This window comes from Campylobacter sp. CFSAN093260, from assembly GCF_012890095.1.
GTDB classification, from domain to species: Bacteria; Campylobacterota; Campylobacteria; order Campylobacterales; family Campylobacteraceae; genus Campylobacter_D; species Campylobacter_D jejuni.
In genome coordinates this window covers 219,469-243,409 of record NZ_CP040618.1, presented here as the reverse complement: position 1 = coordinate 243,409, position 23,941 = coordinate 219,469, and the positions used below count along the sequence as shown (strand labels likewise).

The window sequence follows — 23,941 nt, the reverse complement described above, 5'->3', positions numbered from 1 at the left end:
AAGTTCATTTTTTATACACTTTTTCTCTTATTTTTTGTTAGAATAATATTTTTATTTCATTTTCAATATAAATATAGGAGTTATAATGCAATCAATAAATTCAGGCAAATCCGTTGGAATTTCAGCCAAGCTTACGCTATGGGTTGGAATTTTAGTTGTATTAATTTTAGCAATCACAAGTGCTATTAGTTACTTTGATTCGAGAAACAATACATATGAATTGCTAAAAGACACTCAGTTAAAAACTATGCAAGATGTGGGTGCTTTCTTTGAAAGCTATGGTATGTCAAAAAGAAATGGTATTCAAATACTAGCCAATGAGCTTAACAAACGTCCTGATATGAGCGATGAAGAGCTAATCAATCTTATCAAAGCATTCAAAGAAGTTAATGGCTACGATCTAGTTTATGTAGGATTTGATAATACAGGAAAAAATTATCAATCTGATGATCAAATTTTAGACTTATCAAAAGGTTATGATACTAAAAATCGTCCTTGGTATAAAGCTGCCAAAGAAGCAAAAAAACTTATAGTAACAGAACCTTATAAATCCGCCAATAGCGGAGAGGTTGGTTTAACTTACGCTGCTCCATTTTATGATAGAAATGGAAATTTTAGAGGTGTTGTGGGTGGAGATTATGATCTAGCAAAATTTTCAACCGATGTGTTAGCTGTGGGTAAATCACAAAATACCTATACCGTAGTGCTTGATCCAGAAGGAACGATACTTTTTAGAGACGATATCACTAAAATCCTAACAAAAACAGAATTAAGTATCAATATCGCCAATGCAATCAAAGCAAATCCTGCTCTTATTGATCCAAGAAACCAAGATACTTTATTTACCGCTAAAGATCACCAAGGCGTAGATTATGCGATTATGTGTAATTCTGCTTTTAATCCTTTATTTAGAATTTGTACAATAACAGAAAACAAAGTTTATACCGAAGCTGTTAATTCTATTTTAATGAAACAAGTTATAGTTGGTATTATAGCTATAATCATAGCTTTAATCTTGATTAGATTTTTAATCAGCAGAAGCCTCTCCCCACTTGCAGCTATCCAAACAGGTTTAACTTCATTCTTTGATTTTATCAACTATAAAACAAAAAATGTTTCTACTATAGAAGTAAAAAGCAATGATGAATTTGGACAAATCTCAAATGCTATCAATGAAAACATTCTTGCTACTAAAAGAGGCTTAGAACAAGACAATCAAGCCGTTAAAGAATCAGTTCAAACCGTATCAGTTGTAGAAGGTGGTAATTTAACAGCAAGAATTACTGCTAATCCAAGAAACCCACAACTTATTGAACTTAAAAATGTTCTAAATAAACTTCTTGATGTTTTACAAGCTAGAGTAGGTTCTGATATGAATGCTATTCATAAAATTTTTGAAGAATACAAAAGCTTAGACTTTAGAAATAAATTAGAAAATGCTAGCGGTAGTGTAGAATTAACTACTAATGCTTTAGGTGATGAAATAGTTAAAATGCTAAAACAAAGTTCAGACTTTGCTAATGCTTTAGCTAATGAAAGTGGAAAATTACAAACTGCTGTTCAAAGCTTAACCACTTCTTCAAATTCTCAAGCTCAATCTTTAGAAGAAACTGCAGCAGCTTTAGAAGAGATCACTTCTTCTATGCAAAATGTTTCAGTTAAAACTAGTGATGTTATCACTCAATCTGAAGAGATTAAAAATGTTACAGGTATTATAGGTGATATTGCAGATCAAATCAATCTTTTAGCTTTAAATGCAGCTATTGAAGCAGCTCGTGCTGGAGAACATGGTAGAGGCTTTGCAGTGGTAGCTGATGAAGTTAGAAAGTTAGCTGAAAGAACTCAAAAGTCTTTATCAGAAATTGAAGCTAATACTAATTTACTTGTTCAATCTATCAATGATATGGCAGAAAGTATTAAAGAACAAACTGCAGGTATCACTCAAATCAATGATAGCGTAGCTCAAATTGATCAAACTACTAAAGATAATGTTGAAATTGCTAATGAATCAGCTATTATTTCTAGTACAGTAAGTGATATAGCTAATAATATCTTAGAAGATGTTAAGAAGAAGAGGTTTTAATTAATCATTCAAGCCCTTTCTTTGGGCTTGAATTTTAAAAATTTATGCTATGATTTTGTATATTTTATCAAGGAAAATATATGAATTTATGGGATAAAAAGGCCAAAACTTACGCAAGATATCAAAACACTTTAAACACCATACAAAAGCAAACTTTTGAATATTTACAAAATTTAAATATTTCTTTTCAAAATAAAAGCATTATAGATATAGGATGTGGAACTGGGGTTTGGACTTTACACTTAGCTAAAGAAGCTAAAGAAATTTTAGCCCTAGATAGTGCAAATACTATGCTTGAAATTTTACAAGAAGATGCTAAAAAACTAAATCTTAACAATATAAAATGCGAAAATTTGAGCTTTGAAACTTGGATGCAAAACAATCCTAATGTTAAATTTGATCTTGCATTTTTAAGTATGTCTCCTGCTTTACAAAATGAAAAAGACTATAAAGCTTTTTTAAACTTAGCTTCTAAAAAAGTGTATTTAGGCTGGGCAAGTAGGCGTAAAAGTAGCTTTTTAGATCCTATATTTGAGCATTTTAACACTCATTTTAAAGGTTTTTATGAAAGTGATTTGCAAGGTTTTTTAAATACACAAAATATCCCTTATGAGTATGAAATTTTTAACGAAACTAGAGTGGTAAAAAGAGACAAACAAAGTGCGATAGAAAATGCTTTGTGGCATTTAAGTATGAATGGTATTAATACAAACAAACAAGAGTTAGAAAGCTTTGTAAAAGATGAAGTAGAAGAGATTATAGAAGCTAAGATAAAACTTTTAATCATTAGCTAGTTATACTAGCTAAGATTGATTTTTGAAATTTCATCTTGAATTTTTAAAGTTTCATCTAAAGTTTGTATGATCAAGGTAAAATGCTTATGATCTATGTCTTCTTCTTTGTGGCTTTTTAGGTATTTATCTAGCACAGCATAGCCGCCTATTTTAAACTCATAAATTTCAGGACTTACTTTATTAAAATACAAACTTTCGTTTATGAAAAGTTCTTTTACGTCTTTGTTGTATTTGATTTTTTGTATTTTGAAATTTTTATTTTTAATGTCTTTAAACAAGGCTTCACCTATATTAAAATCTAACTCATCATTTTTTAATAAATGTAAATTTACAAGTTTTAAGCCTAGTTTGCTTAAATTTTTAAAAGTATTTTTATCTTTTGTAAAAGGAATTTTTGGAAAATCAATTTTTAAAAAATCAAGATATTTTTCTTTATAAATTTTATGAAAAAGCACCGCATAAATATAGCCTAGTATGTCTTCTGGTGAGAATTTTTCTTTATAAAGCTCATCTATGAAAGTTCTAAAGCTTTCTTTGAAATTTTCTATTTTTGAGGTGAAATTTTCTTCGTTAAAATTTGGATTTTCTTTTTTTAGGAATTTTTTACTTCTAGTTGTAGGATAAAGATAAAGTGGAGAAACATAGCTATTTGCTCCGACTAAATGTTTATCTATAACTTTTGAGCTTATAAATAAATTTGAAATTTCTTTTAGATTAGTGCCTCTATCATAAATCAAACCTATGTTTTCATACCCCAAAAAATGTTCCATTATGTCAATTCTTGGTCTTTCCACTTTTTTTATATCATAATAAATTTTTTGCGTATCAAAAGGTTTATATGCTATTTCTTTGATGTATTTTTTATCAAATTCATTATAAAAATTATAAACTTGTTGTTCTAATTTTTTATTATTCGTTGAGATTAATATAGCATCCTTAGAGCTTGCAATTCCTACGCTTGAAAGCATAAAAATATCTTTTACGCTTATGCCCTTGTTGTATTCTTCTAATAAATCATTATTTTGTGGTAAGAAAAGATAAAAAGGCTCGTTGTTTTTTACCAAAGTCCATTTTATAGAATTTAAGTCATTTTCATATAAAAATTCGTATTTATCCTTTCTTTTGCCGTATAAATCATGATAATAAATGTTTGTATTTTTAGCTTTTGAATTTTGTTTTATAAAGATATTTATGCTCACACCTTGCATGATATCAAAGACATTATCATCTTTGCTTCCATCAGGAGCTTTTTCTTTTTTTCTAGTATCGCCGTGTAAATTAAGTATATAAATTTTATCAAAGCTTTGCATTAAAGAATATCTCATACCTCTAAAGGTAGGATTATCTAAAAAGCTATTATTTGAAATAAAAGCAAAAATTCCGCTTTCTTGAGAGTCGATTTTACTTTGGGCAAAGCGTATGAATTTTACATAGTCATCAAGCATTACTTTTGAATTTTTTTCATTTTCTAGTTTGTGTTTTTCATATATGGCTTTAAAAGTACTTGTGTTTTGTTTGGATTTTTCTTTAAAATACGAGCTTATCCACTTTTTTTGTTCATTATTAAGATTTGCTTTGCTTGGTTCTAAACCATAGCTTATTTTGATCTCATCTTCGTATAAGCCTTTGTTGCTACTTGCTCCACTATAAGGCGGATTGCCTGTGATGATTAGAATTTGTTCTTCTTTTATTTTTTGTGCTTTTTTGAATTCTTTTGTTAGATCAATGAGAGTAAAAAGCGTGTTTTGATCATTTTGTTCTTTGGATATGCTTTTAGAATATAAAGTATTTGTTAGTGCTATTTTAAGACTTTCATCATCGTTTAATGGAGAGTTAAATTCTTCTTTAAAACTTTGAGAAATTTTTAAATGTGCTATGGTGTAAGGGGCTATTAAAAATTCAAAACCACAAAATTTGTCTATCAAAACTTTTGGATTGTAATTAACGCTATTTTTGCTTATAGGTTCTAAAGCTTTTCTAAAAGCTTCAAGTAAAAAGGTGCCAGTGCCTGTGGCAAAATCAAGTAAGGTTATATTTTTATCTAAAGCTTCGCTTAAGCCTTTTTTGTGATTGAAATCTTGTTTTAAAGCTTCATCTATGGCATTTATGATGAAAATTACTACAGGCGCAGGAGTATAATACACTCCCCTTACTTCTCTAAGCTTTGGATCATAGCTTGCTAAAAATGTTTCATAAAAGTGCAAATAAGGATCTTTGTGAGTAGATAAAATAGTAGGACGATTAAATAAGTCTTTCTCGCCTGTTTTGTTTAATTCTTTAATAATGCTTGTAATGTCTATGTGATTTATAATGTTTATGATTTCTTCTAAAAGCCATTTTATATTTTCTAAATTTTCAAAACTATCATCTAAAAATCCACTCATAGAACGGATCAATGGAAATGATTTTGGTATGAATTTTTTAGCATTGTTTAGATCTATTTCTTTTGCGGTATCGTTATTTAATTTTGCTAAGAATAAGCTATAAGTTAAAGTTTGTGCAAAAGAATCGCAAAATTCTTCATAGGATAATTCTTTATAAAGTGTTTCTTTGAAGGTGTTAAATAAACTTAATAAAGTTTCATTTTTGCTTGATAATAAAAGCTCATCTTTTAAAATTCTTGTTCTTAGGCTTAGATGGTTTGCAAAATCTAAAGCTGAATTTATGGGATTTGGGATTTTAGAAAAAAATATGCTAAAAAGTTCGTTTAACTCTTGTGTTTTAGTATCTAGCAAAGATTGATTTTTAATAACGCTTTTTATCTCATCAAGAGAGCAAATTTTTACTTCTTTACAAATGATAATTTCATTCTTATCATTTAAACTTAATAATATAAATCTTAAATAATCTGTGAGAATGATATTTGGGCTTAATTTTGTGTATTTTAAAATTTGATCACTTGTTATGATGTTATCAAGATTTGCATTTACTCTTTTGTTTTCTATGTAACCTAGTGTTAAAAAATCTTTTGTAATCAAAAAATCCGGAGCACCTCTACCTTCTTTGTCGTTATTTGGTTCTTGTTTGATAGAGATTTTATTTTGCTTGTCTTGATTATCTTTTATAGCTTGCAATAAATTTTGCAAAGCTGTTCTATGGGTATGTTCTTTATCGTTTGTAGAAATATCTTTTATGTTTTCTAGATAAGCTTTTAGCATTAATTTCCTTTAATTTGCGACTTTGAAATTTAAAGTTTTCCCTGCCATAAATGGCACTACATCGCCGTATTTTTGCGCTACTTGCCATTCTTGTTTTTCTAAGATGACGATTTTATCTTTTTCAAATTTAAGATTATGGATTTTGCAAGCATTATCTGAAATAAATTTTTGTAAATTTGTTTCATTTGAATGTTTTTCAAAAAGTTCAACTAATACAGGTAAAATCACCGGTGCGCTAAAAACTCCAGCCGCACAACCACAACATTCTTTAGTGTGCAATGGATGAGGCGCGCTATCGCTTCCAAACATAGCCTTTTCATAGCCACTAAAAGCAAGCTCACATAAAGCGTCTTTATCTTCATAGCGTTTTGCAATAGGCTTGCAAAATAAATGTGGATCCATTTTACCACCCACTACATCATCAAGCGTTATCATTAAATGATGCAAAGTGATAGTTGCGTATAAATTTTCATAATCTTTTAATAAATCACACAAAACCTTAGTGGTAATATGCTCCATTACAATTTTTAATTTTGGAAAGTTTTTAGCTAATTTTTCATATATTTTGGCAAAATTTGCTTCTCTATCCATGACAAAATCATTGGTTTCTCCATGCACAAGTAAGGGTATGTTTAATTCGCTCATAGTATTTAATGTAGGTTTTAACTTTTCTATATCAAAACTTGAAATTCCATTATCTGAGTTGGTAGTGATGCCTGCAGGATAAAGCTTGATAGCAAAAAGCTCGTCTTTAGCTTTTTCTAAAAATTGCTCATCATAGTCTTTGAAAAATAAAGTCATCAAAGGCGTAAAATCTTCATTTTTACATGCTTTTAAAATGCGTTCTTTATAAGCTTTTAATACATCTATTTCAGTAAGTGGGGTGATTAAATTTGGCATGATAACCCCTGCCTTAAAGTCTTTTGCACTAAAAGGAGCTACAAGCGCAAGCATACTTTCATCGCGTAAATGTAAATGCATATCCAAAGGGTTTTTAAGTTTCATTTTATCTCCTATATTTTTAGCTGATAAAATCCATTTTTAAGACGCTTAAAAAGCTTTTTTTCTTCTAAAAATTTAAAAGTAGCGATGATAGTGGGCTTGCTTTGGTTTAATTTTTCTTCAAGCTCACTGATTTTAATCATAATAAAACCATTTTCATCGGCATTTTCGCATAAAAATTTTAACAATTCAAAACGCTTTTTTCCCAAAATTTCTTGTATTAAATTTTCAAATTTCATAAGTAAATACTATATAAAATAAAACTCCAAACAAAAAGAGCTAAAAGCACACTAAAAAACACTGCCGCACTCGCACAATCTTTAGCAATTTTTGCCTTTTCATGCCATTCATTTGTAATCAAATCAACACAAGCTTCAATAGCCGAATTTAAAGCCTCGATAATTAAAATAAGCATTAAAACACTTACCAACAATAAATGCTCCAAAAAACTAACTTTTAAGAAAAAACTACAAATTATCGCTGGGATAATAATACAAAGTTCAATTCTAAACGCCATTTCATTTTTAAATAAAGCAAAAATCCCTTCTAAAGCATATCTTGCATTATTTAAAAAATGATATTTAGGCTTCATGGATTTGCCTTAAGTTTAGGATTTAATAAATCATATTCTGGCTCATAAACACTTGTTTTTACATCAAAATATCCTAAAAGAGTACTAAAAAGATTATCTTGAGAAAGTTTTAAACCTTTATGCTCTTTAGCTAAATTCATTAATTTTTCATCATTGCTCCAAAAAATAGCAGGAATACGGGTTTGATAACTTGGCGCTATAGCATAAGGCATACCATGAAGATAAATATCATTTTCACCCAAACTTTCACCATGATCTGAAAGATAAAACAAAGAACTTTCATAGCTTTTTTGCTCTTTTAATAGTTTTATAATCTCACTTAAAAGATAATCTGTATAAAGTAAAGTATTGTCATAAGTGTTGATTAAAGCCTCGTTATCACATTTTGAAAGCTCATTAGTATCACAAGTTGGAGTGAATTTTTTAAATTCACTTGGATAGCGTTTATAATAAGTTGGCCCATGAGAACCTTGCAAATGAAGAACTAATATATTTTGATCACTTAAATGATTTAATTTTTCTTTAAAAGGAGCGAGTAAATTTTCATCCAAATCACTAGAAAGCTTTTGCTTATAAGCTAATCTATCACAAACCCCTTTACAACCACCAGAATTATTATCAAACCATGCAGTATCTACACCTGTTTTATAAAGCACATCCATCGCATTTTCTTGAAATTCTGAACTTGAATAATTTTCACGCTTAGAAATAGAAAACATACAAGGTAAACTTACCGCTGTTGCTGTTCCACATGATGAAAAATTATCAAAAAACACTACATTATCTTTTTTGGTATAAAAATTGGTATCATTTTTAGCATATCCACCCAAAGAGTAATTTGCCGCTCTAGCGGTTTCACCCACTACCAAAACTAAAAGTTTTTTAGTGTGATTGTTTTCTCTATAAGCATCATTAGCTATAGTTTTAAATTCTGGCTTAGCTTTTACAAAACGAACATAATAGCGATATACGGCATAAATTTGATAAAAAGGGGTATTATACATTCTTATTTCATTATAGTTTCTAAAAAAAGGCAAGAAAGTTTTACTTAAAGGGATTAAAACCGCACAAACAACAATCAAACCTGATATTATATTGATAATTTTAATTTTTAGATGGGATTTAAAACTACCATAATAATCAATTTTTACTTTAACAACATAAAAAACCAACAATAAAGCCAAAACAACAAATAAGATTAATTTTAAATTTAACAAATCTTTTACTTCTTTGATATCTGTTTGAACAACATTTTGTATCATATCAGAATCTATAAGCACCCCATAAAAACTAATAAAGTAAACACTTAAAAAAGATGATATTATAAATAATATAGAAAAAAATTTAGTAAAAAACTTTATAAAAAGCAAAGAGCAAATCACATGAACAAGGGCAAAATAGGCCACAATAAAAACAAAAGTTATAAACCAGTTTTGTGTATTTTTTTCATACACAAAATAAAATAAATTAAAATTCAACAATACAATCATCAAAGAATTAAAAAAAGTAAACTGAAGCCAAGTTAATCTAAGCATATAAATCCCACCTCCAAATTTAAGCTTTTAATTTTATTGAATTTTTTTAAATGGATTGTAGTTTTAAATCTTTTTATGTTATGATTTACACTTTTAATGAAAATTTTAAGGAAAATAATGAAACTACTTTCATGGAATGTCAATGGCTTAAGAGCTATTTGTGATAAAAATGCACTTGATTGGATAGCACAAGAACAAATTGATTTTATAGGTTTTCAAGAAATCAAAGCACATGAAGATAAATTTCCTAAAAAAATTTATGAATATCCTTTTAAACACATGTATTTTAATTCTGCTAAAAGAGCGGGGTATTCTGGGGTAATGAGTCTTTGTAATTTTAATAGCGAAGTAAAAAAATGCGAATTTTTTGATGATGAAGAAGGTAGGGTTTTAGAACACCGCTTTAAAAATATTGCACTTTTTAATATCTATTTTCCAAATGGTCAAAAAGATGAAGAGCGTTTAAATTTTAAGATGAAATTTTATGCAGATTTTTTAGTGTATTTGGATAAGCTTTTAAAGGATGGATTTGAAATTATCATTTGCGGTGATGTCAATACCGCTCATAAAGAAATCGATCTTACTCATCCAAAAGCCAATGCCAACACTTCAGGTTTTTTACCTATAGAAAGAGCTTGGATTGATGATTTGCTAAAGCTTGGTTTTATAGATACTTTTAGAGAAATTAATGGTGAAATCAAAGAAAAATACTCGTGGTGGAGCTATAGAATGAAAGCAAGAGAAAGAAATGTAGGCTGGAGGATTGATTATTTTTTCATTTCAAAGGGTTTAAAAGATAAACTTAAAAACGCTTTCATAAGAGATGATATTTTTGGCTCTGATCACGCACCTGTAGGTATAGAAATAGATATTTAATATCCCAAAAATGGGATATTATTTTTTAACGAATTTTTTTGCTTTTTCCCAAAGTCTTACACCGAGCTTTTTAGCTTTTTTGGAATTTAAATCTTTGTATTTTTCACTAGCAATTTTTTCTAATTCAAAAATTTCTTGTTTAAAACGATTTAATTTTCTTTGAGTAAGTTTGTTAAAATCATTAATCTTTGGATTTTTCTTAATATCATTTAAAACTAATATTAGTTGCTCTCTGCTTTCACCTGCAAGACGTCTAAATTTAGCAAAAAGATTATCAAGTTCATGTTCTAGCAAATTCTCAACTATACTCTTACAAGGATCATTTTGTAATTGAATCTCTTTTTTTAAAAGAGCAATAAAATCATCTTCTATACCTATTAGTTCTTTGCTTTTTAAACTAACATCTTCTTCAAAATTTGCATAAGTTAATGAAGCTTTAAATTTTTCCATTGCCAAAACAATACCATCCCTTGTGCCTTTAATCACTCCTAAACAAAGATCTTTTGCATAAGCCATAGATTCATTAGCTATTTCAAAAGCGGTATTTAAAATAATACTTGAAATTTTTAAAATTCTTTCTTTTTCAAAATGAGCTTCGCAAATGGCATTATATACGAGATTTTTAGCTATTTCACTACTTGTAAGTTCTATATCTTCAGCCTTTTCTAATGTAGTTAAAAAAGCACTTTCAGCGGTTTCTTTTAAAATTCCAAGCATTTCTATATCAAATAAAATAGCATCATTTAAACCACCACTAAATTCATCACAAAAAGAACATTCTTGTAAAATATTCTCGAATTCAAAAAAATTATCGCTGATTTGATTTTTAATCAAATTCTTTTGATTTTCAATCTGTTTGTTTAATAATTCAGCTTCGCTAATATACCCATAAAGTGAATTTTGAGCATCTACAATACTCGCCTTAACCAAAGCTTTGATAACCTTTGTAACATTTTCATCATCAAAAAAATCAAGTTTTTTCAAAATAGTTAAAAATTCAACCAAAAGAGAATTTAAAACTTTTTTTGTTTCATGAGGATTATGTGAAATTTGCTTATACGCAAGATTAAAACTCAAGTCTTCAAGTAAATCACTTGCTTCATCTTTACCGAGATTTGATAAAGAATTTTCAAAAATAATTAAAGTATTTTTCATTTTTCCTTCTTTCTTAAAGTACAAATTTTGCTTTAGCTTTTAATTTATCAAATATATCCAAACGATCTTTTTTGCTATCAACATAAACATTTAACAAATAACTTTGATATTTTCCACTCGCACTTGAATTCGAATGTTCAAATTTATATTCTCTTTGACCTAAAATTTCTTCAAAAATTTCACTTGCCTTAATATGCACCTCAAAAATCACCTTATAATCCCAAAAAGTAGGATAATTGATCTGAGGTTCTTTTTTAAGATCGCACAAATTTACCACTTTTACCTCCTTCTTTGCTTTCAAGCACTATATCCGTAATTCTCATTGATTTATCTATAGCCTTGATCATATCATATATAGTTAAAAGTCCTATACTAACTCCACTTAAAGCTTCCATTTCAACACCTGTTTTACCTTCACACTTAACTGTTACAATAAGCTTAAATGCACATTCTTTAACAAATTCCACAATATTAGTTTCAACTTTAGAAAGCATCAAAGGATGGCACATAGGAATAATTTCACTTGTTTTTTTAGCCCCCATTATGGCCGCAATAATAGCTGTTTGAAGAACAGGACCTTTTTTTGCGGTATTGTTTTTAATTACATCAAAAGCTTCTTGACTCATATATATCATACCACTAGCTGTGGCTATTCTTGAAGTAATATTTTTATCGCTTACATCTACCATTTTAGGATGATTTTTTTCATCTAAATGACTTAATTTCATAAATTCACCTTTTAAAAAATTATAAAAATTATAGCAAAACCAAACAAATTTAAGATAAAATAAGCTTTGTATTTTTATTTAAGGAGAAAACAATGGCTTATGAAGATGAAGAAGATTTAAATTACGATGATTATGAAAATGAAGATGAAGAATATACACAAAATCACCATAAAAATTATAATTATGATGATGATGATTATGAATACGATGATGATAACAATGATGATGATTTTTATGAGATGGAGATTAAGAATGAACAAAACCCTTAACCAAAAAGATATAAAAGTTTTAGGACTTTCATCATTAGGTGGAACTTTAGAATTTTATGATTTTATTATTTTTGTATTTTTTGCAAATTATATTTCAACAAACTTTTTTCCAAAAGATTTAAGTAGTTTTTGGCAAATGTTTAATACTTATGGAATATTTGCAGCTGGATATTTAGCGCGTCCCTTAGGGGGTGTGATACTGGCACATTTTGGAGATAAATTTGGACGCAAAAGAATGTTTATGATTAGTATTTTGTTAATGGTTATTCCAACTTTTACTCTAGCTTTTATTCCAAATTATGAAAGTATAGGTTTTCTTTGTATTGTGCTTTTAGTTTTTATACGCATTTGTCAAGGTATAGCTATAGGCGGGGAACTTCCTGGAGCTTGGGTTTTTGTATACGAACACGCACCACAAGGTCAAAAAAGAACTTATTTGGGAATTTTAACCGCTTCGGTTGTAGGTGGAATTTTATTAGGTAGTTTAGTTTTTTTAATTATGAATAAAATTTATACCCAAGAAGAACTTCATGAATGGGCTTGGAGAATTCCATTCTTTTTAGGTGGAATTTTTGGGATTATTTCTGCTTATTTGAGAAAATTTTTAAGAGAAACTCCTGTTTTTGAACAAATGAAAAAAGACAAGGCTTTAGAAAAATTTCCTTTAAAAGAAGTGTTTAAAAAAGCTAAAATGGGAATTGTTCTTTCTATGATGATTACTTGGGTTTTGACAGGTTGTATTGTTGTAATGATTTTACTTATGCCTAGTTATATGGCAAAAATACTTCAAATTAATACTTCTATACAAACCTATCTTCAAATAGGTGGAATTTTGCTTATTTGCCTAGGGTGTATTATAAGTGGAATTTTAGCGGATAAAATGGGCGTTATTAAATCTTGTGTATTTTTTAGTGTTTTTTTTGGAATTGCAAGCTTGCTTTATTTTAATACTTTATATAGACAAAATGCTGATTTTAACCTAGTAGCTTGCTTATATTTACTTGTATGTTTTTTTAGCGGAGTGATGAATTTTTGCCCTTTAATAATGAGTGAAGTATTTGATGCAAAAATTAAATTTTCAGGACTTTCTTTTTCATATAATATTGCTTATGCTATAGCTGGAGGTTTAACTCCGCAACTTGCTTTTTTCTTGCATAGTTTTGCCTTAAATAATTTAAGTAATTTTTGGCGTTTTTCTTTGGGACTTTATGTTTTCTTTTTGGCTATTGTAGCTTTGTTATGTGCATTTATTTTTTCTTATCTTAATAATACCCAACGCACATACTCTCAGTGATTTTAATACGCTTTTCAAAAGGAGCTGGGCTAAAAAAATGGCATTTTTCTATATAAATATGCTGATGATAATTTAGCCCTAAAAAATCATAAAATTTTTTTAGATTAACAAATTTAATCCCGCAAATCTCCTTAAGCTCTAAAAGTTTATAAATAGAAGAATTATTTTTTTCCACTAAATGAGAAGGGGCTAATCCAGTAAAAGAACAAAAAGCACTTGCCAATACAAAACCATTTAAACCACTACATTGCCTTAAAGCTTGCTGATGTTTTTCTAAAATGCAATTTCTATGCAAAAATATAATTCTTGTTCCTTGATATCTACCTATTTCTACATTTTTCCAAAATTTATAAGCATTTTTTGAAATTCCAGCAAAACGATGAAATTCAGTATTTAAAATATAGTGATCTAAAAATTCATTAGGAGGTAAGATTAAACTTTTCATCACTACAATTTAGAGCCTTAAAAAGGCTCTTTAATCTTCTTTGTTTAAATTTTCCTTAGCTTTGTTAGGAAGCTTAGATAAAAGATTGTTTAAATCAAAATTAATTCCTTGAGTTTTTGCCTCTTTAAGTAAAGCAACTGCAGCTTTTGCGTTAAATGGAGAAGAGCCATCATGCGGAGCAAAAAGATGATCTGTTATTGCTAAAGCATAAGCGGATTTTTTCACTTTTTCGCGAGCAGCATGAGGAGTGCGAACAAAACATATACTTTCAATCAAAACATCATCAAAATTCCAACGATGTAACAAAAATCCCAAGAAAGAAATATGATCTACGCCTAAAAATTCATTCTCCGCTAAAGCAAGATTTTCATTTTTATTTAAAAAAGCTAAAAAATCTTTATCCTTATGATTTTGTATAAGAAAATTTGAAAAAATAACAATACCAAGCCTTAAAAGCATTGCACAAGGAACTAAAAGATGAGAAAGTTTTTTATCTTCATCATTAAGCCAATTTGCGATAAAAGTTGCCTCTTCATTGCACGTTTTTAAAAAATTTTGAGTATTTAAACCATAAGGTGAAACGTCTATTTTAAAATTATCTCTAATGGAGTCAGCCATAACTATATTGATGATATTACCAACACCTAATAAAGTAATCACTTGATTTATGGTTGTAATTTCTCTTGTAAAACCATAATAAGGAGAATTTGCTAATTGCAAAAGCTTAGCCGTCATCAACGGATCGCTTGAAATGATTTCAGCAACTTTCATAGTTTCTATATTTGAATTAGCCTCGCTCACATATTTTCTTAACTTACTTACAGTATCAGGTAAAGGTGGCAATACTTCAACGCTTTTTAATAAAAGCTCATTCATATCTCCAATCATATTTAATTTATCCTTAATTAATATTATTATAATTTGCAATTATATCTAAATTTTAATTTACTTATTGCATTTTTTATAACTTAAGGTGTAATAAAAATTACAAATAAATGCCGAATTTATGGTGTCTTGATTTAGTTAACTAGTAATTAAAAAATAGTTTTAATGGAGTTAAATTGATGTTTTTTTTAATTTTAAAAATAAAAGCTCAACAAAAAAAGAAGAAGTAAAAAAGTTTTAGAAGCTCTATATCTTCAATAAAATGAACTTGAAGAAAAATTAAAAAAAATAAACATCAAGCCAAAATTAATTATAGGCTTTGTGTCAATCAACTTAATCTAGCGATCATAGGAAATAAGATTCAAAATTCTATAAATGAGCAATGTGATATCATCTTAAGCAGTGCTACTGATTTATTATGCAACCTTGATTCTAACTCAAACATTGAAAACAGTCCTTATAAACAAAATATCCAAGGAATAAGCTTGATACTTTTTAGTGAAGATATGATAGAAAATCTTTGCACAAATAAAATCAAGCTTTTTAGTGATATAAAAGATTATACAGAAAGAAAAAAACTGATAGAAAAAGAAGTTTTATCTATAAATGTACCTTTTGAAGCACACTGCATAAATACTTTGCATTATTTAATTTATGATGGTTTAAGTCAAAGCGAAAGTTCTCTTTTAGAACTTTTATACAAACACAATCCCTATCCTTGTGCTTTAGTAGGGGGTGGATCTAGCGGAAACATGGACTTTAGCGGAGTATTTATATTTTATAACGGAGAAATATTAAAAATCAAGCTTTAAGCATACATGTTCAATTTAAACCTAAATATCGTTTTGATTTAATGAAATCTCAAAATTTTAATCCTCAAAGCAATATCACCTTTACCATACTTGATGCAAGTTTATATGATAAAACCATACATGAATTTATTGATAAAAAACCTTTCAATCCATCAACGCGGTTGAAGCTTTATGTAATTATTTTAACTGCACTTTTGAAGAACTTAAAAATAAAATGCAAGAATATACTTTTGCTTTAAAAATTGGAGAAGACTATCTTATTTCCCCTATGGAAATCAACCCAGATAAAACATTATTTAGTTATTGTGATATAGAAAGCGCTCAAGAATTATGCTTGCTTAAAAAAACAAATTTTATTGAAGCTATAAAAAAGATTATGAAAAATTTTCTCTTAATAAACCAAAATCACTAGGAGCAATTTTTAACGATTGTATCTTAAGAAGGCTTCACAACAAAGAACATTTAAATCAAATCCATTTTAATGATTTTCCTATAGTTGGTTTTTCTAGTTTTGGAGAAATTTATGGAGTGGGAATTGCAAAAAGTTTAGTGGCAATATTTTTTTATGAAGTTGAAAATTTTAATGATTTCAAACCTAGATATTTAAAAACTTTCATACAAAAATACAGTGATTTTAAATACTATTATCTTAATATAAAAGGTCAAAAACTAGAAATGACAAATGAGATTAATAAAATAATCTTAAATCAACTCAAATGTTATGAAGATGTTCTAGCTAAACTAAATTAATACTAAAAAATTAAGAATTTCAAGAAATCAAAAATCTTGAAATTCTTACACTAAAAAATCAAAGTGCTTTTTTTGCGGCCTCTGCAATTTTTGCAAAAGCAGCAGCATCATTCATAGCTAAATCTGCTAGAATTTTTCTATCAAGTTCAATGCCTGCTTTTTTAAGACCATTGATAAATCTTGAATAACTTAAATCATTAAGTCTGCAAGCAGCATTGATACGCACAATCCAAAGACGACGGAAGTCTCTTTTTTTACGGCGTCTATCACGATAAGCATAGACTAGACTTCTTTCTAATTGTTCTTTTGCCTTTCTAAAATGTTTGCGGCGTCCACTATAAAAACCACGCGCTAATTTTAAAACTTTTTTATGTCTGCGGCGTCTAACAACACCTGTTTTTACTCTTGCCATTTTTATTTCCTTTCATAAAGTGGCGTCCAAATTTGGAGCTTGCCCTTGAAATTTTATCTCAGAGGGGAGTTTGAATGACTTTTAGTCAAAAACTTAAATTCCTAGCATTTTTTCAACAGCTTTTACATTTGTGCTATGCACATATTTAGCTGTGCGAAGATCACGCATTCTTTTTGCAGGTTTTTTAGTCAAAATATGACTTCTAAAAGCTGAGCCTCTTTTGATTTTATTTTTACCTACTTTGAAGCGTTTAACTGCGCTTTTAACGCTTTTCATCTTTGGCATACGCTTTCCTTATTTAGATAAATTTTTATTTTTCAAACTTTAAAAGAAAAGATAAATACTATCAAATTTTTTCTAATTTTTGACTGAATTTAATTTTTAAAAAACTTGGCACACATTTTGCTTATAAAAAAATCAGCAATATTTTGGAAAGATTTAAAATGACTATAAATTCGGCAAATCCATATCAAAATTTAACCTTATCTAATCCTTTGCAGAATAGCTCTGCTCTAAATTTGATTAAAGATAGCAAAGCCTTAGATCAAAAAGGAAATGAAAATAGCTTAGAACAATTAAGTTATATTTTTAATAATATCACTTATGCTAGTGAATTTGGATTTAGAATCAATGAAGAAGGTTTTTTTGATAAAGATTTAAATAAAATTGCAAATATACCAGAATCTTATGATATCAACATTAAAAGCGTTAGAAGCATAGCGAAAGAACTCGCAAAACAAGATGAAAATTTAAACTACAATAAAATTGATCTACCTTATCTTTTAAATAGCTATCATAGTTCATTAAAATCTATAAATTCAGAATTTTTACAAGATGATAATGCTTATTTAAGTCGCGATCTTATTTCAAAACTATCATCAGGTTTTTCAACAGATAATGGAGAATTTTTAGGCCAAATTTCAAGAATTTACAACAATCAAGAAGAAATTGATTTGGCATTAAGTAATATCACAAATTTAAATACTTTAATGTTAGATAATAAAATAACTAATTTTCACTTTGATAAAGCCATAGAAAACACTTCTTCTAATGAAATTTTAAAACCTTATTTAACTAAAAATGCAGAAGTATCAAAATCTGGTCTTTTAATGAATTTTATCTACCATGATATAAAAACTCAAAACGAAAAAGAATTTAACTTTTTTATGAAACCTGCCACTTTAGAACTAAGCTCTCATCAAAATTTACAAAAAATTCTCAAGGGTGAAACAGATATAGAAGATTACATCAAAAAAGAAAATGAAAAAAAGATGAGTTTTGATCTTTATCTTTATGTGAATGGCGTAGATAAAAAAACAAGTATTCAAGATAAACTATCTGTATTTTTTCAACAATATATTAACTACCAAAAAGATATGGATTTAAGAGAATTTGCAAATTCAAGTTCAATATTTCAAATTTATATCGATCAAAATCGCAATGATTTTGATGCTCTTAAAAAACAATATCAAAACCAAAGTCAAGATACGCAAAGATTAGAAGAAGCAAATCAACTACGTTCTAGCTCTATAGAAAATTTTTTAGATCGTCGTCAAAAACAAGCAAATATAAATAAAATTTTAAACTCTTATATGTCTGTGATGGTTTAAAATAATTTTTTAAAAAATATATAAATTATAAATACTTTAATAATAATAATTTTTATATAATTAATTAATAAAATTTTAAGTATTATAGCATTATAATCCGCTCTCGAAAAATATAAATATAAAAGTACTCAAAACCATGATTTATAATGAAAAAATTATTTCAATGAATAATGATCTTTTAGATCATCAACATAAAGAACTTTTTGAAATTTCTAAAAAACTCTCTTTAATGAACCAATGTCATGTTGGAACAAAAGAATTAAAAATTGTCTTAAGAGAGTTGTTGATAATGATCAATAGACATTTTTCAGATGAAGAAGCCTTTATGAGAAAAATAGAATATCCTTATATCAACCATCATACAAGAATTCACAGAAAAATTATCTTAGAAATTGAAGAAATTATCATCAGTGAAGCTAAATTTGTAAATATAATGACCGAAAAATTAAATCTCGTTGTTCAAGATTTTATCTTTAAACATACAGCCAAAGAAGATTCAAAAATAGTAAAATATTACGAAGAAAAATTTAAGAAATAGTATTTCTCATTTTTGCTATATAAAATTCACAAAATATTTCACTTTAAAATTTTACTTTAGCATTTTATTTTTGTTATAATTTTTAACCTAATTTTTATAAATTTTTGTTATTATCCGTTTTCAAATAAAGATAAAAAATATCCTAATTAAAATTAAGGATAAATTAAGGATTTTAAAGTGAAAGTATATTTAGATAACAACGCAACGACAATGCTTGATCCTAATGCTTATGAGTTGATGCTACCTTTTTTAAAGGATATATATGGAAATCCAAATAGCCTTCATCAATATGGAAGCGCAACACATCCTGCTTTAAGAGAAGCTTTAGATAAACTTTATGCAGGGCTTGGAGCAAATGACTTAGATGACATAGTTATAACCTCCTGTGCGACAGAAAGCATTAACTGGGTGCTTAAGGGTGTGTATTTTGATCATATTTTAGATAGAGAGCGCAATGAAGTGATTGTTTCTAGCGTAGAACACCCTGCTGTTGCTGCTGCTGCTTATTTTTTAAAAAGTCTTGGAGTAAAAGTCATAGAACTTCCTGTAAACGAAGAAGGAGTTTCTACTGTAGAAGATTTGCGTAAAGTGATTAGCGATAAAACAGCACTTGTAAGTGTTATGTGGGCAAATAATGAAACAGGTATGATTTTTGATATTAAAGCGATGGCAGAACTTGCGCATGAATTTGGTGCTCTTTTTCATACAGATGCTACTCAAGCAGTAGGTAAAATAAAGGTTAATTTAACTCAAGTAGGAGTTGATTTTGCTTCATTTTCGGCACATAAATTTCATGGACCAAAGGGTGTGGGTGGACTTTTTATAAAAAAAGGACTTAAGCTTACTCCACTTTTACACGGTGGAGAACACATGGGTGGTCGTAGAAGCGGGACTTTAAATGTGCCTTATATAGTGGCTATGGGCGAGGCTTTGCGTATTGCAAATACTATGCTTGATTTTGAAGATTCTCATATACGCCGTTTAAGAGATAAACTAGAAGATCAAATTTTAGCCTTGCCTGATACAACAGTGGTTGGAAAAAGAGAACACCGTGTGCCTAATACAATCTTAGCAAGTATTAAAGGAGTTGAAGGCGAAGCAATGCTTTGGGATTTAAATAAAAATGGTATAGCTGCAAGTACGGGCTCAGCCTGTGCAAGTGAAGCTTTAGAAAGCAATCCTATTATGGAAGCTATCGGTGCGGAGCATGATTTAGCGCATACAGCTTTAAGGCTTTCTTTGTCACGTTTTAACACTGAAGAAGAAATTGATTATGCAGCAAAACAAATTAAAAATGCAACACAGAGATTAAGAGCAATTTCTTGTACTTATGCTTATAATCCAAATAATTACAAATAAGGATAAAAAATGGGAAAAAATAGTTTAATTGGTGGATCCATTTGGGATGAGTATTCACAAAAAGTTCAAAATAGAATGAATAATCCTCAACATATGGGAGAATTTAGTGAAGAAGATGCTAAAGCGCGCAATGCAAAATTGATCGTAGCTGATTTTGGTGCAGAAAGTTGCGGCGATGCGGTAAGACTTTTTTGGCTTGTAGATGAAAAAACTGATAAAATTATCGATGCAAAATTTAAAAGTTTTGGTTGTGGTACAGCTATAGCAAGTAGTGATACTATGGTGGATCTTTGTATAGGAAAAACTGTAGATGAAGCAGTAAAAATCACAAATTTAGATGTGGAATTTGCTATGCGTGATAATCCAGAAACTCCAGCTGTTCCACCTCAAAAAATGCACTGTTCGGTTATGGCTTATGATGTAATCAAACAAGCAGCAGCGCATTATAAAGGTATAAGTCCTGAAGATTTTGAAGATCAAATTATAGTTTGCGAGTGCGCTAGGGTAAGTCTTGGAACTATTAAAGAAGTGATTAAACTTAATGATTTACACACTGTAGAAGAAATCACACAATATACTAAAGCGGGTGCTTTTTGTAAATCCTGTATCAAACCAGGCGGACATGAAAAAAGAGATTATTACCTTGTAGATATTTTAGCTGAAACTAGAGCTGAAATAGATAGAGAAAAACTCAAAAATACAATGAAAAGTGATGTAGCTTTTGATGAAATGACCGTAGTGGGACAATTAAAAGCAGTTGAAAGTGTTTTAGATGCTGAAATTCGCCCTATGCTTCATAATGATGGTGGAGATTTGGAAGTGATTGATATACAAAAGGCTGAAGGTGCAGCAATTGATGTTTATATTCGTTATCTTGGTGCTTGTAGTGGTTGTTCTAGTGGAAGTGGTGCAACACTTTATGCTATTGAAACAATTTTACAAGAAGAATTAAGTCCAAATATACGCGTTATGCCGGTTTAAAAAATAGCAAGATAAAATCTTGCTATTTTATAGCTTTTGCTTGCAAATCAAGGGGTGGTAAATTTTCTATATAAATACTACGACTTGGGAAAGCAAAGGTTAAACCATTTTTTTCAATTATACGCATAAACTCAAGCATTAAACTTTGTCTAGCTTCTCTAAAATCTTTTCCACCTATTTCTTTGATATAAAAATAAAGCTCTATATTAATACTACTATCTGCAAATTCACTTAAAGCCACATAACAAGCATTTTTATAACCCTCAAGATCATTGATAGAAACTAAATTTTGACGATATTTTGTTGTATGATCGCCATACTTTAATGCTCCATCATCTTCATGTGCTACTAAAGGACTTGTATATAAAAGCTCTTTTAAATCTTTCACACAATTTTCTAATTTTTCAGGAGTAGCATCATAACCAACACCCAAATACATTCTAACATGACGCCCCATGCGTCTTTTACTCCAGTTTTTTATATTTGCTCCCATAATAGTAGAATTAGGCAAAAACACAAGACAATTATCAAAAGTTCTAATAGTAGTTTTTCTAAGTCCTGTTTCAACCACGGTTCCTTCTATGCCTGAAACCTCTACCCAATCTCCTTGATTAAAGCTATTATCAAAAAGTAAGAGTATAGAAGCAAAGAAATTTGCAATGATATCTTTCGCCGCTAAAGCAACAGCTAAACCACCAATTCCCAAAGATGCAATAATAGCCGAAATATTAAAACCAAGTTGAGCAAGAATATATAATAAAGCTATAATAATAATGACAAAATATAAAATTTTAATAATTAAATTTACAACTTCTTTTTTTCCACTTTTTTGAGCAAGTTTAGAAACCAATACCACGCCATAACCATCAAGCATTCTTAAAATAAGCCATGCAATTAAAACTGCATAAACTATATGAAAAAAATTACTTAAATTTACACTCAAAGGTGCAGGATAAGTTGCTATAGTAAGACAAAGAGAAATAGCATAGACAATCAACAAGAAGCCTACGGGTTTTTTAATATTCTCAATAAAAATGACTTTAATATCATCTACATCATTTTTATTTCTATAAAAAAACTGAACAAGGAAAAAATATACTATATTTGCAAAAAAACGTCTTAAAGATATAAAAAATACTAAAACCAAAGCAGAAATTACTATTTTTCCGATATTAACAAAACTTACCCCAATTGCCTCATTTATACGATCTATCCAAACTTGAAGCTCGAGTAATGAAAAAATATAATTACTTTCAAGCAAATCTGCATTTGAGCGTAAATACTTAAGAATTTCAGAATAAGAATCTACAGCATTACTGATATATCTTTCTTTTAGGGTAATTTTTTCTAATTCTTCTGAATTTGTAATTTTGCTTTTAAAACTATCTAAATTAACATTAGAAGAATTTTGTAAATTTTCCATTGCCTTATCAACAGTAGCAATCAAATCTTCACTACTTGCTGTATTTTTAAAAAGTTTTTCCACTTCAAACAAAGAAGAATAAAAACTTTCCACAATATTAAAATAAACTAGATTAAGAGTGGCATCTGTATAAATATAAGGCTTATTAATATTCTTTTTTTGAACATCTAGTAATTTTTCTTTTGCTTTTAAAAATCTAGCCACTGCCTCTTCATTAATCTTTTGTCCTACTATCATATCGGGTATTTTTGCTAAAATAGTCTTTTTGTCTTTTTCAAATTCACTTAAAATACCATTAAAAGTGCTTGAATTTTCATCATTGTTTTTCTTAAATTCTTTAATTTGATTGTTAAGATCAACATATTTTTCAACTAAAGCATAAATTCCTTCATCCTCTTTACTCATATTTGCATCAATAAATTTAAATTCTTGTGCTCCAAGGTATAAAATAAAAAAACATAAACTAAAAATAATTTTTTTCATTGAACTTTCCTATCCTGTATTAAAGTAAAAATTTTTGCTTTAAAATCATACTCATAAATTTCACCTGTCTCTATAATATAATACCAAGCATGTACTTCTATTTTTCCTTCATCTAAAGCTTCTTGCACGCCTGGATAAGTAAGTATATTTTGCAAAGAATTTACTAAATTTAATTTTTCTGTAAGCCATGAACGCATAGCCAAATCGTCTCTTGCAAAAATCATTACATCTTTTTTTATCGGATCTAACATAGTAAGCCATTTTTTCACATTAGGAATTTTATTTAACTCTTCATCAGAATAATAAAGAGCATTGCAACCTCCACAATTACTATGGCCACAAACGACGATATTTTTAATATGCAATGAATTTAAAGCATACTCTATTGCTGAAGTTGTCGCTAAGTAATCTTCCCCAATGCGATAAGGTGGAACTATATTTGCAATATTTCGTATTACAAAAAGCTCACCTGGACCCGTATTGGTGATCAAATTTGGAATTACTCTAGAATCAGAACAACCTATAAAAAGAGTATGGGGATTTTGCTTATTTTTTAGACTTTCAAAAAGTTCTTCATGCTCCTTAAAGTCTTCTTGCATAAACTTAATCGCACCACTAATAAGATTTTCCATAAAACCAACCTGAAACTAAAATCTTGAAATTATAACAAAATTTCAGCAAAGATTTCATTTAATCATAAAGATATTATATAAATTAACTTTTTATTTAGTCTAATATGTTAGATTTCGCTCAAGAT

Annotated in this window: 24 protein-coding genes and 1 pseudogene; 11 read left to right on the top strand and 14 right to left on the bottom strand. The window is 28.6% G+C overall.

Going from position 1 to position 23,941, the window contains the following annotated elements; all coding sequences use genetic code 11:
* The first annotated feature begins 85 nt into the window (after nt 1–85).
* Nucleotides 86–2,083 carry a methyl-accepting chemotaxis protein gene (locus FBF22_RS01245; protein WP_052777752.1) on the top strand — a complete coding sequence of 666 codons (1,998 nt, stop codon included), beginning with the start codon at nt 86–88 and terminating at the stop codon, nt 2,081–2,083.
* Nucleotides 2,084–2,163: 80 nt separating this feature from the next.
* Nucleotides 2,164–2,877 carry a class I SAM-dependent methyltransferase gene (locus tag FBF22_RS01240; RefSeq protein ID WP_002870138.1) on the top strand — a complete coding sequence of 238 codons (714 nt, stop codon included), beginning with the start codon at nt 2,164–2,166 and terminating at the stop codon, nt 2,875–2,877.
* Nucleotides 2,878–2,882: 5 nt separating this feature from the next.
* On the opposite strand, the gene FBF22_RS01235 is transcribed toward FBF22_RS01240, so the two are convergent.
* Genes FBF22_RS01235 through eptC form a run of 5 tightly spaced genes read right to left on the bottom strand, consistent with a single transcriptional unit; the run spans nt 2,883 to nt 9,164 of the window.
* Nucleotides 2,883–6,035 (bottom strand): type ISP restriction/modification enzyme, encoded by a 3,153-nt coding sequence (locus tag FBF22_RS01235; RefSeq protein ID WP_165433273.1) that lies wholly within the window; start codon nt 6,033–6,035, stop codon nt 2,883–2,885.
* 9 nt (nt 6,036–6,044) lie between these two features.
* Entirely contained in the window at nt 6,045–7,040 is a 996-nt protein-coding gene (gene pyrC / locus FBF22_RS01230) for a dihydroorotase (RefSeq protein ID WP_002876170.1), read from the bottom strand.
* An 8-nt stretch (nt 7,041–7,048) separates the two neighbouring features.
* Entirely contained in the window at nt 7,049–7,276 is a 228-nt protein-coding gene (locus FBF22_RS01225; protein WP_002867802.1) for a replication/maintenance protein RepL, read from the bottom strand.
* Nucleotides 7,273–7,629 (bottom strand): diacylglycerol kinase, encoded by a 357-nt coding sequence (locus tag FBF22_RS01220; RefSeq protein ID WP_002876164.1) that lies wholly within the window; start codon nt 7,627–7,629, stop codon nt 7,273–7,275. Before FBF22_RS01220 ends, FBF22_RS01225 begins: the two co-directional genes overlap by 4 nt.
* Complete coding sequence (gene eptC / locus FBF22_RS01215) at nt 7,626–9,164, bottom strand: lipid A/FlgG phosphoethanolamine transferase EptC (RefSeq protein ID WP_002876162.1); 1,539 nt, start codon at nt 9,162–9,164, stop codon at nt 7,626–7,628. Before eptC ends, FBF22_RS01220 begins: the two co-directional genes overlap by 4 nt.
* 117 nt (nt 9,165–9,281) lie before the next feature.
* Between eptC and FBF22_RS01210 the strand changes: the two genes are divergently transcribed.
* Complete coding sequence (locus tag FBF22_RS01210; RefSeq protein ID WP_002867799.1) at nt 9,282–10,040, top strand: exodeoxyribonuclease III; 759 nt, start codon at nt 9,282–9,284, stop codon at nt 10,038–10,040.
* An 18-nt stretch (nt 10,041–10,058) separates the two neighbouring features.
* Here FBF22_RS01210 and FBF22_RS01205 read toward each other — a convergent pair whose 3' ends face one another.
* From FBF22_RS01205 to moaC, 3 genes are read right to left on the bottom strand one after another with little or no spacing between them, the layout of a single operon-like run.
* Nucleotides 10,059–11,219: a hypothetical protein gene (locus FBF22_RS01205; RefSeq protein WP_002859413.1), complete on the bottom strand. Its 1,161-nt coding sequence runs from the start codon at nt 11,217–11,219 to the stop codon at nt 10,059–10,061.
* Complete coding sequence (locus FBF22_RS01200) at nt 11,209–11,472, bottom strand: DUF493 family protein (protein ID WP_002867797.1); 264 nt, start codon at nt 11,470–11,472, stop codon at nt 11,209–11,211. The genes FBF22_RS01205 and FBF22_RS01200 overlap by 11 nt, the downstream gene beginning before the upstream one ends.
* The gene (moaC, locus tag FBF22_RS01195; protein ID WP_002865819.1) at nt 11,450–11,923 is read right to left on the bottom strand and encodes a cyclic pyranopterin monophosphate synthase MoaC; all 474 of its coding nucleotides are present in this window, start codon (nt 11,921–11,923) and stop codon (nt 11,450–11,452) included. The genes FBF22_RS01200 and moaC overlap by 23 nt, the downstream gene beginning before the upstream one ends.
* Nucleotides 11,924–12,015: 92 nt before the next feature.
* On the opposite strand from moaC, the gene FBF22_RS01190 reads away from it, so the two are divergent.
* Nucleotides 12,016–12,192, top strand: coding sequence for a highly acidic protein (locus FBF22_RS01190; RefSeq protein WP_002865818.1), 177 nt, complete (start codon nt 12,016–12,018; stop codon nt 12,190–12,192).
* A complete protein-coding gene (locus FBF22_RS01185; protein ID WP_052777753.1) occupies nt 12,176–13,486 on the top strand; it encodes an MFS transporter in 1,311 nt (436 codons plus the stop codon). The genes FBF22_RS01190 and FBF22_RS01185 overlap by 17 nt, the downstream gene beginning before the upstream one ends.
* On the opposite strand, the gene cheQ is transcribed toward FBF22_RS01185, so the two are convergent.
* Together cheQ and cheP are read right to left on the bottom strand one after the other, a co-directional pair.
* Nucleotides 13,455–13,934: a cheVAW transcriptional regulator CheQ gene (gene cheQ, locus FBF22_RS01180; protein WP_079263800.1), complete on the bottom strand. Its 480-nt coding sequence runs from the start codon at nt 13,932–13,934 to the stop codon at nt 13,455–13,457. The genes FBF22_RS01185 and cheQ overlap by 32 nt on opposite strands.
* 27 nt (nt 13,935–13,961) lie before the next feature.
* The gene (gene cheP, locus FBF22_RS01175; RefSeq protein ID WP_002851703.1) at nt 13,962–14,819 is read right to left on the bottom strand and encodes a cheVAW transcriptional regulator CheP; all 858 of its coding nucleotides are present in this window, start codon (nt 14,817–14,819) and stop codon (nt 13,962–13,964) included.
* A 482-nt stretch (nt 14,820–15,301) separates the two neighbouring features.
* Here cheP and FBF22_RS08645 point away from each other — a divergent pair.
* A pseudogene (locus tag FBF22_RS08645) lies at nt 15,302–15,867 on the top strand (FIST N-terminal domain-containing protein).
* A gap of 310 nt (nt 15,868–16,177) precedes the next feature.
* Nucleotides 16,178–16,378 carry a hypothetical protein gene (locus FBF22_RS01165; RefSeq protein WP_227944531.1) on the top strand — a complete coding sequence of 67 codons (201 nt, stop codon included), beginning with the start codon at nt 16,178–16,180 and terminating at the stop codon, nt 16,376–16,378.
* Between the two features lie 58 nt (nt 16,379–16,436).
* Here FBF22_RS01165 and rplT read toward each other — a convergent pair whose 3' ends face one another.
* Together rplT and rpmI are read right to left on the bottom strand one after the other, a co-directional pair.
* The gene (gene rplT / locus FBF22_RS01160; RefSeq protein WP_002851731.1) at nt 16,437–16,790 is read right to left on the bottom strand and encodes a 50S ribosomal protein L20; all 354 of its coding nucleotides are present in this window, start codon (nt 16,788–16,790) and stop codon (nt 16,437–16,439) included.
* Nucleotides 16,791–16,883: 93 nt separating this feature from the next.
* Nucleotides 16,884–17,075: a 50S ribosomal protein L35 gene (gene rpmI / locus FBF22_RS01155; RefSeq protein WP_002777995.1), complete on the bottom strand. Its 192-nt coding sequence runs from the start codon at nt 17,073–17,075 to the stop codon at nt 16,884–16,886.
* 158 nt (nt 17,076–17,233) lie between these two features.
* On the opposite strand from rpmI, the gene FBF22_RS01150 reads away from it, so the two are divergent.
* The 4 genes from FBF22_RS01150 to FBF22_RS01135 all read left to right on the top strand — a co-directional run bounded on the left by FBF22_RS01150 (nt 17,234) and on the right by FBF22_RS01135 (nt 21,278).
* A complete protein-coding gene (locus FBF22_RS01150) occupies nt 17,234–18,400 on the top strand; it encodes a hypothetical protein (protein WP_002885300.1) in 1,167 nt (388 codons plus the stop codon).
* 136 nt (nt 18,401–18,536) lie between these two features.
* Nucleotides 18,537–18,938, top strand: coding sequence for a bacteriohemerythrin (locus tag FBF22_RS01145; protein WP_002854195.1), 402 nt, complete (start codon nt 18,537–18,539; stop codon nt 18,936–18,938).
* A gap of 177 nt (nt 18,939–19,115) precedes the next feature.
* Nucleotides 19,116–20,297 carry a NifS family cysteine desulfurase gene (locus FBF22_RS01140; protein ID WP_002859404.1) on the top strand — a complete coding sequence of 394 codons (1,182 nt, stop codon included), beginning with the start codon at nt 19,116–19,118 and terminating at the stop codon, nt 20,295–20,297.
* Nucleotides 20,298–20,306: 9 nt separating this feature from the next.
* Entirely contained in the window at nt 20,307–21,278 is a 972-nt protein-coding gene (locus FBF22_RS01135; RefSeq protein ID WP_004307618.1) for an iron-sulfur cluster assembly scaffold protein NifU, read from the top strand.
* A 22-nt stretch (nt 21,279–21,300) separates the two neighbouring features.
* Here the strand turns inward: FBF22_RS01135 and FBF22_RS01130 are convergent, their stop codons facing one another.
* Together FBF22_RS01130 and FBF22_RS01125 are read right to left on the bottom strand one after the other, a co-directional pair.
* On the bottom strand, nt 21,301–23,184 hold the full coding sequence (locus FBF22_RS01130) for a mechanosensitive ion channel family protein (protein ID WP_004307616.1): 1,884 nt from the start codon (nt 23,182–23,184) through the stop codon (nt 21,301–21,303).
* Entirely contained in the window at nt 23,181–23,816 is a 636-nt protein-coding gene (locus FBF22_RS01125; RefSeq protein WP_002859401.1) for a carbonic anhydrase, read from the bottom strand. The genes FBF22_RS01130 and FBF22_RS01125 overlap by 4 nt, the downstream gene beginning before the upstream one ends.
* Nucleotides 23,817–23,941: the final 125 nt, after the last annotated feature.